At 69.8% G+C, this 13,842-nt stretch carries 15 protein-coding genes and 2 pseudogenes; 11 read left to right on the top strand and 6 right to left on the bottom strand.

Annotation, left to right across the window (positions count from 1 at the left end):
- Positions 1-435: 435 nt before the first annotated feature.
- The 4 genes and pseudogenes from ACY0MR_RS00085 to ACY0MR_RS00070 all read right to left on the bottom strand — a co-directional run.
- Positions 436-1,140, bottom strand: a complete 705-nt coding sequence (locus ACY0MR_RS00085; RefSeq protein ID WP_473558034.1) for a hypothetical protein — start codon at positions 1,138-1,140, stop codon at positions 436-438.
- Positions 1,137-1,757 carry a hypothetical protein gene (locus ACY0MR_RS00080; RefSeq protein ID WP_473561991.1) on the bottom strand — a complete coding sequence of 207 codons (621 nt, stop codon included), beginning with the start codon at positions 1,755-1,757 and terminating at the stop codon, positions 1,137-1,139. Before ACY0MR_RS00080 ends, ACY0MR_RS00085 begins: the two co-directional genes overlap by 4 nt.
- A 51-nt stretch (positions 1,758-1,808) precedes the next feature.
- Positions 1,809-2,015: a hypothetical protein gene (locus ACY0MR_RS00075; protein ID WP_473562001.1), complete on the bottom strand. Its 207-nt coding sequence runs from the start codon at positions 2,013-2,015 to the stop codon at positions 1,809-1,811.
- Between the two features lie 94 nt (positions 2,016-2,109).
- Positions 2,110-2,804, bottom strand: a pseudogene (locus tag ACY0MR_RS00070) (transposase); the annotation flags it as partial.
- A gap of 486 nt (positions 2,805-3,290) precedes the next feature.
- Here ACY0MR_RS00070 and ACY0MR_RS00065 point away from each other — a divergent pair.
- Positions 3,291-3,462 (top strand): annotated as a pseudogene (locus ACY0MR_RS00065) (IS5 family transposase); the annotation flags it as partial.
- A gap of 72 nt (positions 3,463-3,534) precedes the next feature.
- The gene (locus tag ACY0MR_RS00060) at positions 3,535-3,861 is read left to right on the top strand and encodes a hypothetical protein (RefSeq protein ID WP_392864217.1); all 327 of its coding nucleotides are present in this window, start codon (positions 3,535-3,537) and stop codon (positions 3,859-3,861) included.
- A gap of 51 nt (positions 3,862-3,912) precedes the next feature.
- On the opposite strand, the gene ACY0MR_RS00055 is transcribed toward ACY0MR_RS00060, so the two are convergent.
- A complete protein-coding gene (locus ACY0MR_RS00055; protein WP_473558037.1) occupies positions 3,913-4,377 on the bottom strand; it encodes a hypothetical protein in 465 nt (154 codons plus the stop codon).
- Positions 4,364-4,516: a hypothetical protein gene (locus ACY0MR_RS00050; protein ID WP_473558039.1), complete on the bottom strand. Its 153-nt coding sequence runs from the start codon at positions 4,514-4,516 to the stop codon at positions 4,364-4,366. The genes ACY0MR_RS00055 and ACY0MR_RS00050 overlap by 14 nt, the downstream gene beginning before the upstream one ends.
- Before the next feature lie 197 nt (positions 4,517-4,713).
- On the opposite strand from ACY0MR_RS00050, the gene ACY0MR_RS00045 reads away from it, so the two are divergent.
- The 9 genes from ACY0MR_RS00045 to ACY0MR_RS00005 all read left to right on the top strand — a co-directional run bounded on the left by ACY0MR_RS00045 (position 4,714) and on the right by ACY0MR_RS00005 (position 13,163).
- Positions 4,714-5,094, top strand: a complete 381-nt coding sequence (locus ACY0MR_RS00045) for a hypothetical protein (RefSeq protein WP_473558042.1) — start codon at positions 4,714-4,716, stop codon at positions 5,092-5,094.
- 146 nt (positions 5,095-5,240) lie between these two features.
- Positions 5,241-5,906, top strand: a complete 666-nt coding sequence (locus ACY0MR_RS00040) for a hypothetical protein (protein ID WP_451059959.1) — start codon at positions 5,241-5,243, stop codon at positions 5,904-5,906.
- A gap of 492 nt (positions 5,907-6,398) precedes the next feature.
- Positions 6,399-8,120: an acyltransferase gene (locus tag ACY0MR_RS00035; protein ID WP_473558045.1), complete on the top strand. Its 1,722-nt coding sequence runs from the start codon at positions 6,399-6,401 to the stop codon at positions 8,118-8,120.
- Positions 8,120-8,719: a hypothetical protein gene (locus ACY0MR_RS00030; protein ID WP_473558048.1), complete on the top strand. Its 600-nt coding sequence runs from the start codon at positions 8,120-8,122 to the stop codon at positions 8,717-8,719. The genes ACY0MR_RS00035 and ACY0MR_RS00030 overlap by 1 nt, the downstream gene beginning before the upstream one ends.
- Positions 8,720-9,242: 523 nt before the next feature.
- The gene (locus tag ACY0MR_RS00025; RefSeq protein WP_473558050.1) at positions 9,243-9,371 is read left to right on the top strand and encodes a hypothetical protein; all 129 of its coding nucleotides are present in this window, start codon (positions 9,243-9,245) and stop codon (positions 9,369-9,371) included.
- A 303-nt stretch (positions 9,372-9,674) separates the two neighbouring features.
- Positions 9,675-9,863, top strand: a complete 189-nt coding sequence (locus tag ACY0MR_RS00020) for a hypothetical protein (RefSeq protein ID WP_473558053.1) — start codon at positions 9,675-9,677, stop codon at positions 9,861-9,863.
- A gap of 502 nt (positions 9,864-10,365) precedes the next feature.
- Positions 10,366-10,959, top strand: coding sequence for a hypothetical protein (locus tag ACY0MR_RS00015; protein ID WP_473558056.1), 594 nt, complete (start codon positions 10,366-10,368; stop codon positions 10,957-10,959).
- Positions 10,953-11,822 (top strand): ATP/GTP-binding protein, encoded by an 870-nt coding sequence (locus tag ACY0MR_RS00010; RefSeq protein WP_473558058.1) that lies wholly within the window; start codon positions 10,953-10,955, stop codon positions 11,820-11,822. The genes ACY0MR_RS00015 and ACY0MR_RS00010 overlap by 7 nt, the downstream gene beginning before the upstream one ends.
- An 894-nt stretch (positions 11,823-12,716) precedes the next feature.
- Complete coding sequence (locus ACY0MR_RS00005) at positions 12,717-13,163, top strand: hypothetical protein (RefSeq protein WP_473558059.1); 447 nt, start codon at positions 12,717-12,719, stop codon at positions 13,161-13,163.
- The last annotated feature ends 679 nt before the right edge of the window (positions 13,164-13,842 follow it).

The raw sequence follows: 13,842 nt of genomic DNA, 5'->3' as shown, positions 1-13,842 counted from the left end.
GTCGGCCTCGTGGTCGTGGCGGAGCCTGACGCCGGTCTGGGCCGGCAGCGCCTTCTAGCGGCTGACGGCGAAGGCGTCCTGGGCGACGGCTTCGGCGAAGGCAGGGGCGGACAGGGTGCCGGTGATGTTGCCGGGTTCGGGTTCCTGCAGGGGCAGCGGCGGCAGGGTGGAGCGAGCGGACCCGGCGCGCAGGGACGGCGAGCTCGTCTGTGCCCAGGCGGCCGACGACTCCGTGGTGTCCGGCCCCAGTGGGCGAGGGTTGGCTCGTTGGTCGCGGCAAGCGCGGCGTCGCCGGCGGCGTGCCTGTGGGTGTCGCTCAGCCCTCTGCAGTGGTCGGGCCGGAAGCGCGCGCAGGTTCCTAGATTCCGGAACGTTGCTGGGCCGGAACTTGTGTGCCAGGTGGTGGCTGCGGCGTTCCCGCGCACGGGTTCCGGCTCAGCTGGCGGGACCTGAGTTGCGAGCGCTGGCCGCGCCGTATCCGACTGGCCGGCCCGCAGGCCAATGCGGGTTCGGCGTGCCGTCATCGCTCATGTGCGCCCGCTGCCAGATCCCGTTCCAGTTGTACGGGGTCTCCGGGACCAACCGATGCCGCTGCCCGCACGGGCATGGCGCCAGCACCCACGCGCACCCACGGCACAGCTCCACCCGGCCGTGCCCTGTCGAGTTCGACTCCGGCGGTCTCTCGTCCCCGCAGGCGGGGCAGCCCGGGAGGTCGGCGCCGTCCAGAATCGCATTCTGTCGCCGGACGTACTCAGGCAGCAGCAGCGGCGGATGGCGAAACGGGTCTTCGTACCAGGCGCGGTTCGGTCCCTCCCACCGGCTCCGCAGCCACCACGGTCGCGGGTTCACTACAGCCCGCCGCCCCGCCCGCTTCTCCGCCCGGCGTTGCGCGGCGTACTCCTGCACTCGCGCGAGCCACAGCACCCGCGCCTCATGCAGTTCCTCGACCGCCCGCACCAGCGCGGCCGGGTCCGCTTCCAGCCGCCGGGGGATCGCAGCGCTGAGCGTGAGGTGGTGGTACGTCGCCCGGAAGCCGTACGGAGCGAAAAGGGTGATGCAGGTCCGCAGCGCGCTGTGCCGGCGGCGGAGCGGGAGACGGGCGTCGTGCACGTGCGCCCGGTGGGTCAGGAAGCTGGTCATTGTGCGGGCGCCAGGTCCAGTGCCCGTGCCAGGGCGGCAGTGACGCCGGCGGCGTGTGCGGGCAGGTGTTGCTCAGCCCAGTTCCCGGCACGAGCGAGGAAGGCCTGCAGATCCTGCTGGACGCCCGCGACAAGCCTGCGTGCCTGGTCGACCGGCAGCTCGATCACCGGGCTGTGGTCCGTGCCGTAAGCGTCGAACGTCAGCCGGACCATGGTGCCAACGCGTTCGGCCATCGACGACGGATCGTGGCCGAAGGAGGAGCAGCCGGTGCCGTCGAGCACCTCCAGCCAGTCCCGCCAGGTCTCCAGGCCGTTGCAGCAGCCCGGGTCGACGAAGACGATGCCGGTGGCGCTGTCGGTCACCCGGAAGCCGCCGGCGGCGAACAAGTCAGGCATGGTGAGCAGCCCGTGCAGGAAGGTGCCGAGCGGGTCGGTCGGGCACGGTCCGTGTTCTTCCTCCGGCTCGAAGTCGTTGCAGGCTGCTATCTGCCTGACCGCTGTGCCGACCTCTTCCGGAGTGAGCTCCCCGTTCAGCACAAGGTAGCCGTATGAACCGTGCTCGCCAACCGGCCAGAGTGCGAAGTCGGCGGCGGCGGAGATCTCCAGAACGGCTTGCATCACGATCACGTGAGGATGATGCCGGACCCACTGCTGCACCGCCACGGGCTTTCAGCCGGCATCGGCCTGGGCGAGGGGGAGGTGCTGCTGGCCGAGGCGGATCTCGCCCGTGCGGTCGCCGCCGGCGATGTCGGATTCGTTGGTCCACTGCCACATCGGCAGGATCTCCTGTCGCAAAGAAGCGGCGGCGGGGAGCAGGTGGCTCAGGCCGTCACCGCCGTCCAGGGCGCACGTCTTCGGTCCGCCGCTGGTGCCCACACGGCACCAGTCCGCCGTTCTTGTCGAAGACCTCGGCGTCATGGCCTCCGTTCACCCACACCGTGATGCCCTGGTCCTGCACGACCACGTTGCTGGGGTGGAGCCGTTCCCGGGAGCGTGCGAGGGGGTGCCGTAGAGGCGGGTGCCTGCGACGGTTTCGGTGTCCAGGGTGCCCCAGGTGTCGGGCTGTGCGAAGACGACCTCGCCGCCGTGCTGGGCGGGCGGCCCCTGGTGTGAGGCTCCCGCAGAGGTGTCGGCCGGCGCTGGACGCGGTCCGAGCGCACCCGGGCCGGCATCTGCACCGGCAGGTCCCTCAGTGGGAAGGCGAGGCGGGGCGCGTCGTATCCGGCGTCCGCGATGACGAGGACATTGGGGTCGCCGGTCTGCCGCTGACTTGCGGAGACCAGCCGCTCGACCAGGTCGCGCAGCTGCCGTGCGGTGGCGGTGGCGGTGGCGTCGGGCCGTAGCCAGCATGTGACGTCGACGGCCAGGACCAGCCGGCCGTCGACGGCTCGTGGCAGCGGCACCGAGGCCTGGGGCCCGCCGCATCCGGTCGGCGTCGACCCGGCCCTGGGTGAGGGCTGCGTAGAGCCCGCCATGCCCGCGGCGGCATGCGCCCACGAGCGACAGCTCGGCCAGCGACCTCACCGGACCGTCACCGCACGAAACCGGGTCCGCCAGCTCGAACAGGGCATCCGAATGATCGGTCAGACAGGAGTAGAACTCGCCTCGGAGGCGTGACAGTTCCGCCAGCGGATCTCGCCGGGCATGGTGATGCTGCAGACTCATCCTCACGGCCTTCGCGCTGGACGTGTGTGTTCCTTGGTCGGAGCACATGTTCAAACGAAGGCCGCTTCTACGTCCGGCGGATACCGAACCGACTGATCAAGTACGACGCGCCGTTCGAGGAGGGCTTCTACCGGCGCTGCAAGGACCCGGGCCCGCAACGAGTAGACCAGTCGCCGGCCGGTGACAGCCGCTCCCCACTGGCCTGGACGACGACAAGCCTGTCGTCTTCAACAGCGATTCGGTCCCCGGCAGCAAGGAAGAGCGGGCTCGCCAGCTCGAAGGCGTACCCGTCGTCAGTCTCGAGGTCCTTCACCAGTACCAACCGTGGGGTCGGTGTGGCTCCGTCAGCTACCAGGCGCATACCGAAATGGTCCCACGCAGTATGAGGTCGCCTCGCCCCCCTTTCAGCGGCTGGCCTACCGCCCAGACGTTAAAGATCAAGCTAGGCCGTGTTCTGGAAATCGGCTCTGTGCCTCGTCCCGCATCGCGGGCGGGCGGCCTCCGGTCTTCGACCGCGAGGACTGCAAAGCCCGGCACGCGGTCGAGTGCGGGGATCAACCGGCTGAAGCGCAACCGGGCGGTCGCCACCCGGTTCGACGAACTCGCCGTCCGCTTCGAGGCCACCGTCCTGATCGCCGCGATCGGCGAGTGGTTATGACCGGCCTGCGCTGTCGGGTTCTCATGCCATGCTGACCGAGACCAGGGCCGACAGGGTGAGGGAGAGACCGCGATGGGGGCTCAGTACTACGGCGCCGACAGCGAGAACGGCGACCGCATCGACGACCCCTCCGAGGACGCGCTGTTCATGCTGATCAGCGACCTCAACTCCGACAACACCTTCGTCGTCGTCCAGCCCGACGAGGACGACCCCCTCTGGTTCGTTTCAGTGGCCGTCCTGGACGAGGGCGGCTACGAAATCGTCCGCCGTGACACCACCCGCAACGAGCACGAGGTCACCACGGCGACCGGCATCAACGACCTCGCCCGTGACCTCACCATCTGGATGGCCGCCCGAGACTTCCCCGGACGACCAAACAGGCAGGTCAGCGCGTTCTAGAACACCGCCTAGCCGCGTCCTTGGGGGATCGACCCCAGGGTTCGCGCTGACTCAGGGCGAGACGTCCTGGATCGTGGGCGTCGTCGCCTCGTGGAGATGCGCCTCAACCGGACCCAGATGCCTGTCATAGGCCAGGACGATCTCGTCCGCGAGGTTGAGGACGCGGATGGCGCCACCGGGAAACTGGACGGTGATGCCGATGACGAAGTCGTAGTTGCCGTGCTGGTAGCGGATCTCCCGGACGGCGAGGGCTCGCTGGCCGACGAACCGGGCCATCGGGAAGTCGGGCAGGTCGTCCTCGACCGTGGTGTGGCCGTATTCGTTCATGTTGTATGGGCCGTGGGGCTGATCAATCTCCAGGGCCACCCCGTCGCCCGGGGTGTGGAACCGGACGGGGCCCAGGCCGTCCATGTGCAGCCACATGTGCAGGAGGGAGGGCTCAGTCTCCTGGTAGTGGTGCCAGGACGTCGTCACCTTCAGCTGGTGCCGGTCGACCAGGTCCTCAGCGTTGATCATCCGCCGATGCTGTCACGGCGCTCCACGATTCGGCATTGGTTTCCAGGAGGCGCCGGGCCGAGTCCGCATACCGCATGGCGGTCTTCTCGTCGAGCCCGAAGACCTCGGCGAGGTGGAGCGGGTCGGGGCCGTGGACCATGGCTTCTTCGAGTTGTCGGTCGACGCGGAGCCGCTCCAGCCTGCGGCCCGGCTACGCGTTGAGGCGCTGATCCAGTGGTTGCTGGCCCGGATGGTCCGGTTCGTGGTCTGGTTGTTGATCAGCAGGTGGAGGTTCGCCGTGTTCGGCCAGCGGGTGCCGGCCGGTTTCAGGAGTGGGCCGCCGAACGGGCGGTGCGGGTGGGGCACAGTGAGGCGACCCGGCGTGACCGCCTGGAGGCCGTCACCGCGCTGGCCGTGGCCGTCAGCGGTCACCGCCGGACCCTGTGGAAGTGCGGCGAGGCCATCCTCGAAGGCGGCGACGTCGACCTGGTCCAGGCGCTGCACGCCGAGAGCCAGGCAACCCGGGATGCGGTGGCTCGCCCGCTGGTGACGATGCGCGTGCTGATCACCGACCCGGCCGTACGGGAGGCGGCCGGCCGCATGATCACATTGACCTACGCGATCCGCGAGCCGCTCGACAACGCCCAAGCCCTGGCCGCCGCCCGGCAGGAGGCGGAGGCCGCGCACGACGAGTTCGTGGACACCGCCGCCCGCTACCTCACCACCCAGATCGCCTGATCTGTTCCTTGACGGCGATGACGAGTCCGGCGTCGGAGACTGCGCAACCTGGGCACAGCAAGCTGCGGTCGTGACGAACAGCGGGGGCTGCGCGACGGCACGGCGCTCTGTGCGGGGGGCCTTGCGTGCAGGTCTAGGGTGTGAGGGTGTCTGCTCGTGTCCACGCCCTGGCCCACAAACCGCTGACGGTCGCAGCTGTTGCTGACTTCATCGGCTACCCGTCCGAACCGCCGGTTTCTGAGGACGTTGTCGAGGAGGTGGTGCGACGGCGGGGATGGAGCTGGGAACACTCCCTCGTCTGCGATTCCATGGTCACCGATCATGGACATGTGCTGTGCAGCGAGAGCTACGTGCCCTTCGGGCAGCCCGACACCCGCCACCTGCTGGTCTTCGGTGAGGTCTACCCCGTCGACGAACACGATGACGAGATGTGCAACGGCCCGTGGCTGTTCCCCCTGCTGGAGGACTGGCGCAAGCAGCCGGGCTGGACCGGGAAACAACCGGCCACGGTTGAGGACTGCGAGAGCGTCCTGACGCGCGCGGCCCAGTCTGTGACGCGATGCATGGGCTCCGCCCCGGAGCGCACCATCGTGTCGGACGCGGCCACCGTGGTGGGCCCGGCCCTGACCCACCGCGTGTGGCGTACCCCCTCCCATGCCCTTGTCCTTGGACCACACGCCGACAACGGCCCCTACGGTTACCTCACTCACCTTCAGCTGTCACTGACACCGCTGGCATGTGCACCGGACCTGCCGGCAGCGGACGACACCGACACACTGAACCGGTGGATCACCGCCCACGTCGACTGGTGAGCCCGCAGCCCGTACCTGCGGGTCTGCGTGGCGTGGGGCTGGTGCCGTCGCCCACAGGACGCCGGATTGGCCGCGGGCCCAGCCCGGGTCCGATTCGGGACTGGCCGGTGAACGGGACGGCCATGTCGCCGATGTTCTGTGCGAGGAGGCCGACGCATCGGTCTTGGGCGTCATCAATGCGGCCGTAGACGTTCTACCGGTGCCGACCCGGATGCGGCAGGCGAAGGGCTTGTCGGTGAGGAGTTCGCGCTGCCGGTTTTGAGCGTGCCGGTCGCCTGCCCGGCCTCCTCTGGTGGGAGTGGCTCGCCCCGGCGTGTACATCCGTCAGGTGCGTGGAGCGCGGATACTCACCGACCGCTCTTGGTCCGCATCGGGTCGGGTCCGCGGGGCTGTGCCGCGGGGGCAGCCAGCCTGGCGGGCGAAGGGCCGAGCTGCCCGCCGCGTGACGCCAATCCATGCAGATATCGCATACGGGATACTAGGATCGCAATCATGATGGGTACCGAGGAAGTCCTCAGGCTCACGATCGCGGCGCTCATGGCGCGGACGGGCGAGCGACAGAATGACTTGGCTGCCGGCCTTGGGCAGTCGCAGGCGCAGGTGTCCCGGAAGCAGTCGGGCCGGGCGCACTGGTCGCTGGAGGATGTCGACCTCCTCGCTGCGCACTACCGGCTGCATCCGCTCGATGTGTTGGCCGGTCCCACGCATGCGGCCGGCGTGCTGCACGGCTCGCTCTCCAGCCTCCAGCCGGCAGGGGCCCCTTCGCCCCCCGCGGCCGCCGAGCGCCCGTCCCCGCCGGCGACCAACGTCCTCGACGAGGACGCCTCCACCGCTGCCGCCGTGGAGCGCGAGCGCGCGGGATCGGCCGACACCCTCGTCCGCACCACCGGCCGCACGCCCTCCGCCCCCGTGCCGCCGGAGCGCCCTGCCGCTGTGCTGGCGGCCGGGCCGTGCGTGCTGTGCGGGCAGCCCGCACAGCACGAACTCGACGGGTTTCCACAGCACTTGACCGCGGAGGAGTGCGCGGCGGCCGTCGCCGCCGCCAGCACCCCGCAGACCTCCGCCCCGGCCGCGGTCCCGGCCGCGGTCCCGGCCGCGGAGGAGGTCCCGGCTCCCGCTGCTCCCTTCGGCCCGCCGCCGGCGGTCGTCGAGACCCCGGCCGCTCCGGTTGCTGCGGCCGAGCCCGTCGTACCGGCCCCGGGCGCGCCCGCCGAGCCCGCGGTGGCAGCGTCGTCGGCGCCGCGGCGGAGTGCCCCTGGGTATGCCTCCGGGTCGCTGGTGGAGCAGATCACCGGCCGCGTGCACGACGTGCTGGCGTCGTGCTCCGGTGACATGGAGGCCGCGCGGGCCGAGCTGATCAAGATGGCCATTCCTGACGTGATGACGCTCCTGAAAGCGTCCCGGGTCGGCGGCCGGTACGAGCATTCGGAATTCCCGCCGACGCAGGAAATCCTGAAGAAGAAATCGCAGAAAGGCGCGGACGAGATCTGGGAGGGCCGTCCGAAGTGGCGCAACCCCGAGCTCTTCGCGGCGGCCAAGCGCGGCGAGGAGATCGAGGTGACCGCCCTCGACATGAACGCCGCCTACCTGTCCGCGATGAAGGCGTGGCTGCCGATCGGCCAGCTGCGCGAGGACACCAGCGGCGTCCACGACCCGAAGAAGGCCGGCGTCCACCTCATCACCCCCGCCGACTGGGACCACGCCGACCTTCCCAACCCGCTGGGCAACCGCATGGAGCCCGGGGAGCTGTGGGTCAGCGAGTCCACGCTCCGCCTGCTCCTCGACTGCGCCCGCCAGGGCCTCGCGGACGCCCCGGTGATCCACCGCTCCCTCGTCTCCGGCGCCTCGGAGGCATTGCTGGAAAAGCTCCGCCGGGCTCTGGCCGAGTCCCGGAAGACCGCTCTGGCCGCGGGTGACGATCTGACCGTCGCCTACGTGAAGGCCATGTACTCCAAATTCGTCTCCACCATCGGGGAGTCCAGTGCGAACCGGGAACTGCGCCGCCCGGACTGGATGCACATCATCCGAGCGAAGGCCTTCGCAAATCTGTGGATGAAGGCCCACAAGGCCCACAAGGCGGGACTTCAGGTTGTTGAGATTTCCGGCACCGACGAACTCCACGTCGTGGGAGACTGGCGCCCTGTATTTCCCGAGGGCCGAGAGCTGAACCAGGTCAAGGAAAAGAACACCTATGTTCTGGGAGGTAAGCGCTGATGGCAGGGTCGCCCGACCTGTGGTCCCGATGGGGAGAATTCGGCAAGTTCAACACCCGGGGCATGAAGGGCGGAGAGGCTCTGATCCTGGAGCTGAACCGGATCGTCTACTCCTCCGGTATCGCCTCGCCCGTCACCTCCAAGCGAGGCCTCAACGCCCGTCTGCGCTACCTCGACAGTCCGGCCGGCCGCGAGGCGCTGAGGGAGCAAGGTGTCACCGCCCGCACGATCCGCTCCTGGATGCGCGGCAAGTCCACCCCCACCCCGGCAAACCGCGAGCGCATCGACAGCGCCTACTGGCACCGCCGCCGGGAGAACCTGATCCGCTCCGGCTGGCTCAAGCGCCACCTGGACAACGACGGCCACGGCCGCCGCATGGAGATCTACCCCGTCGACCAAAGCCACGTACCCGCCGAACGGCTCCGCCCCACCCTTCAGCAGCGCTCCATCACGGTCCGGTACATCTGGGGCGACCTCGTCGACGCCTGGGCGAGCCAGGACTCCGACACCGTCGACGAGATCTGGGACGACGTCATCAGCGACCTCGACTCCGACTACAACGCCTACGCCCACGTCTCCTCGATCGGCATCGGCGCCTGACCCAGCTTCCCGCCCCGACCCGTAGCCGCCACTGGCCCCGCGGCCGGAGCAGCTGATCCCGCAGAGGAGACGGCCTCGGGCGTCCACGGCGCACTTCCGGCGAACATTTCGGCTCTACCCCTCCCCATAACTAAGGGGAGAGCGCGATCGGCGGGATCCAGGGGAGGGCAGGCGAGGCCTCCCCTGGGGCCCGGGGGAGGGGGTTGCGCACCTAGCCCCCGCATTCCTCATCCTCCGGACCGGCGACAGGTCCTCACCCAGATTCTTTGCCGGTTCTCCCTGTCTGCCGCCCAGCGCGCGACGTAAGGGCTGAGGCGGTGCTCTCGTACGCCCCGACCGCACCTCCCTGGTGCCCAGACCGCAAGGAGACGTCCATGTCCACCCCGACCCCGACCCCGATACCCACCCCCGACCCCACCCCCGACCCCGACCCCGCCCACACCACGACCGACCCCTCCACCTCCAGGCCGCGCACCCCGGCCCCATCCTGAGCACGCAAAGTGCCCTGGTCCTCCTCTACGCGATGGTCTTCGGCGGCATCGCCGGCTTCCTCAGCCACGCGACGACACTCAACCTCCCCGGCGCCGTCCTCGCGGGACTCACCGCCTGCGGCGCCTCGTTCGCCGTGCTGCGCACGGTCATCGGCCGGTAAGACGCCAGCCACCCCCTGCTCCGCCCCGATACCCCGGGGCGGAGCAGGGCCGTTTCCGGTCGCGCCGTGCCGGTTGCGGGGCTTGCCCATACCTATGCCTGCCGCCGGATTCAAGGCTTGCCCAGGACACCCGAGGCTTGCCCACACAGGCGAAAGGCCAGGTCAGACCAACCCAGTTCCCTTGAATGCGGCTTGCCCAGGCGTGAGTGTCCTCAGCAGTTGCACGGCTAACCCACCGCTCCCACAGAGTCCGGACCGCCGCGTCACCCGACCGGCAACCCACACACACCCAGGGGGACTCCCATGTCCACGACCACGCTCCTCGTCCTGCTGCTCCTCGTCGTCACCGGCCTGTGCGTGGTGGCCGTGCCCGGCTACCTCGCCTGGCGCCACCCCCGCCTCGGCACCCCTCTGACCGTCGCCGCCGCGTTCGGCGCCTTGGCCGTCACCACCGTCACCGCGGTCATCGGCGTTGCCGCACTCCGTACCTGAACCCCGGCCCGGGGCCACGGGCGCCTGCCGGGTCACACGACCCGTCACACGGCCTGTCACACAGACCCGCCCGTCACATCCGCGCCGAGCGCCGACCAGGGCGGCACCCTCCAGACCCCCGCCCCGGGACACCGGAGCGGGGGTCTGTGTGACAGACCAGTCGGCGGGCAAGCCTGCCGGGCGGAGGCCTCGGAGAGTTGCACCGGAGGGGGGCTGGAGGGTTGCTTGCAGAGGTGCACTAGGAGTTGCACCGGAGGTGGGACCGTGAGTGGGACCCCCACTTTCACGATCTTGAGCGTTATGCCTGGTCAGGGCCCGTGGGCAAGCCCCCTCGCCACGACGACACCTCTTTGTACGCGATAGCCGTACGAAGAGGTCCCGTCGTTCTAGCCGGGCGGCAGACCCGTGCTGATGACGGACTCACCCAATCGACTGTGACCAACCCCGCCGCGCCCCGTTACGTTGCTGGTGATCCACTCACGACCAGCCCCAGGAGCCACTGATGGTGACGGCCCGACAGACCCGCGCTGCAGCACTCGGCGGCGGCGCCCTGGCGCTCGCCCTCACCCTTGCCGGATGCGCCGGCGGGGACGACGGGGCGAAAGGGCCGGCCACCTCCGCCACCACGACGACCACGGCCGCGCCCGCTCCTGCCACGACATCGGCCGGCCCGCAGGAGGCGGAGAAGCGCGCGGTGCTGACCGCCTTCGAGGGGATGTGGGCCGAGAGGACGAAGGCGACTGCCAAGGCGGACTCGAAGGGAACGGCGCTGCGGAAGTACACGACCCTCGACGCGCTGTCGAAGATCGAGAACAACTTGGCCCGCATGCGGCAGTCCGGAATCGTCATCCGAGGCGAGCTGGGGCACAGCGGTACTGAGGTGGCGACGCTCGACCTGACCCCCAAGACCCCGAAGGCCACCGTGACCACCTGCGTGGACCTGTCCACCTACGAGCGCTACAAGACGAAGGAGAAGCGCGTGATTCCGCTGCCCTCGTCCCAGCCCGTGCGCTACCTGGCAACGACCACGCTGGAGAAGTGGCCGTCCGGCTGGATGGTCACCGACTACACCCCGGAAGGGGCCCGCACGTGCTGAGCCACGCGGCAGCCGCAGGAGTGCTCCTGGCCGCCGTGCTCGCCCCGGCCGCGCACGCCAGCGGACCCGACGGCGGCGTCTGCGAAGGCGGCGACATGGAGGTGACCGTCTGCGCCGAGGACGGGACGCTCTCCAGTGGCTCCGGCGGCGGCTCGTCGGGCCCTTCGGGCCCGACCACTCCGGCCGGCACTGGCACCGGCTCGTCGGCCGGCTCCGCGCCGCCGTGCACGTACGAGAAGCTTGACCCCCAACCCCCGCCGGAGAACCTGGCATGGGAGGGGAAGACCGCCGCAGACGGAGCGGTCTACCGAGTGAACTGCCCCGACACCGGGCGCATCGGCGTGCTGTTCATCCCATCCGGCGGTGCCGCCCCTGCGCCCCGGATCGATCCGGAAGTCCTGGCGCGCCGGGCGGTCGACTCGATGCGCCTGGAGGGCCCGTCTGTGGCCTCTCCGCGGGCCGCTGGGCGGTACGTCGTCGGTCTGCCGATGTGGGTGTGGGTCAGCCAGTCTCCGACGACGTACGGGCCCGTCAGCGCTTCGGCGGCCGCGGGCGGCGTCACGGTCACCGCGACCGCCAAGGTGTCCTCGATCCGGTGGGACATGGGCGACGGCACCACCGTCACCTGCGCCGGGCCCGGCACCCCCTATGACCCAGCCCAGGGCAAGACACCCTCACCGGACTGCGGCCACCGCTACAAGGCCCCCTCGACCGCTCAGAAGGGCGGGAAGTACGCCGGGACCGCCACCGCCACATGGACCGTGGAATGGACCGCGCCCGCTCTCGGCGACGCCGGCACCCTCACCGAGACCCGCGAGACGACCTTCACCGTCCACGTCGTCGAGGTCCAGGTCCTCAACTGACCACCCCCGGCCCCAGCGGGGGCCCTGTCCCATAAGGTCGGGCCTAGCCCGTGCCGATATGGCGTGCACAGGTGAGGCCCGGCGCCCAGACGCGCTCTGGGAGCAGTACCGTCGGGCCGCCCCCAACCCCTGCACGGGCAGCAGCCCTCTTGCCCAATTGGGCAAGAACGATCATGCCCCGCCCCGCCCCGACACACCGCGCCCTCGGCGGGCGCAGCTCACCGGCGGATCCGGGCATGCAAGAGGCCGGCACCTTGCCGCCGAAGCGGGTGGTACGGGTGCCGGCCAGCCGAAAGCCTCGAAAGGATTTCCCCTCCATCGTAGCCCCGCGCCACCCCGCACGGGCGCTCCCACAGCCACCACAACCCGTGGGCGCGCCCTAGGGCCAGAACAGGGCGCAGCTCGGGCGCAGCGTGCGGCAGGGCGCAGCCAAGCTCCTTCTTTCGCGGGGTAGGCGGGGCGGGGAGACACCGGCCACCGCCCGCCACGCGCCCGGGGCACGGGAGACCCCTGCGGGGCCTCCCTCGCGCCGCGCCCTGCGGGCGCGCCACGGCCCCTCGGACCGGGAGCCCGCTGCGCGGTCTCCCTCGTGCCCCCCCGGCCCTCAGGGGCCCGGGAGACCGCTGCGCGGCCCCCTCGCTGCGCGGCCCCCAAGGACCGGGCGCCCCACGTCCGACGCGTGCCGCACGGCGCCCGGTGTCTCCCCGCCCCGCTTACCCCGCGAAAAGACATTCCGCCACTAATTCAGCGCGGAAAAGAAACAACAAAATATATTCCCCGAAACGAGCCTTTATCTCGGAATCCAGGGCTATTCCTTGATAATGTTTCTCTTGCCGGAAGGGCGTGGTACCCCGACCGGCAGCCGAAAGAGAAACACTCGAAAGGAAAAGCTCCGTGGAAGACAACTCCATGCGCGCCCACATGCCCACGCACCGCGACGAGGCCCGCGCCTACGCCATGCTCGACCTCCTCGCCGCACGCGCCGGAGCAGGCGAGCACCGCGTCACCCTCCAGGTCACCGCCCCCTCCGGAGCAGCAACCCGCACCCTCATCTTCGGAGACGGGCCGTACTGCTCCGACACCGAGGAAGCCCTGGACTTCATCGACCTGCTCAAGATCGCCGTGTCCGGGATCTACCCGACCGCAGGAATGGTGATGCGCTCCACGGCCGCCGGGGGAGACCAGATCCGCGCATGGCGATTCGACCACGGCATCCCCGTCCCCATGGCCGCCTCCGACACGCGAGCGGCCTACCGCGTCCCGGTCTCCGTAGGCGCCCTGGGAGCCGCTCTCCAGGACCAGCCCGATGAGCACCTGACCGCCTACTCTCTCCTCGGCTAGTCGGATTTCGCATATGGCCTCGGGGGTTGTCTCCGGGGCCGTATGCGTTTTGTGTATGGGGGGTTGGTGGTATTCGGTTTTGGTATGCGGGGTGGGTGTGTGGTGGTTTCCCAGAATGTAGCCGGGCCCCTGTTATGAAACACCCTCACCGACCGGCCTCCGATGACTTCCTGATGTGTTCTCAGTTGCGTTTCTGGTATTGCGTTTTACGCATGTCGCCACTGTCCCGGGTTGCCTTTCCGGACGGCGCCGCACCCCCACCCCTCTTGCTGCGGCTTGTCCTTAGGTGTAGACCACCTAGAGCCGGGTATGTTCCTGTTGCGGCACTCAGGGTGACCGTTTCCTGAGCCTCTGCCAGGGTGGACAGTGCCCCTCCGGTACATGCATACTGTGACGGCAGGCAGGGTCCCGGGAGCGGGGCAGGGAACGGCCGGCCCCGCAGGGGCCGGTAGGATCCACCCCTCGCCCACCTCAACCACCGCCCACCGTCAGGGTTCTGAACAGCCAAAACATCCGCCGAAGGCGGATGGAGCACCACCCGGGCCCGCGCAGCGGGCCCACAGTCCCGGTCCGGCCGGGACCGTCCCGCAGTAGTCACCGAAGGTGACTGCCTCCGGGCTCACTCCGCCCGGCGTCGCGCAGCGGCGCAGTCCCCTTGGGAGTGACGCAGTCACTCCGC

It is taken from the genome of Streptomyces sp. JN8 (genome assembly GCF_055808075.1).
The sequence above is the reverse complement of the archived record's forward strand: the minus strand, read 5'-3'. Positions and strand labels throughout refer to the sequence as shown.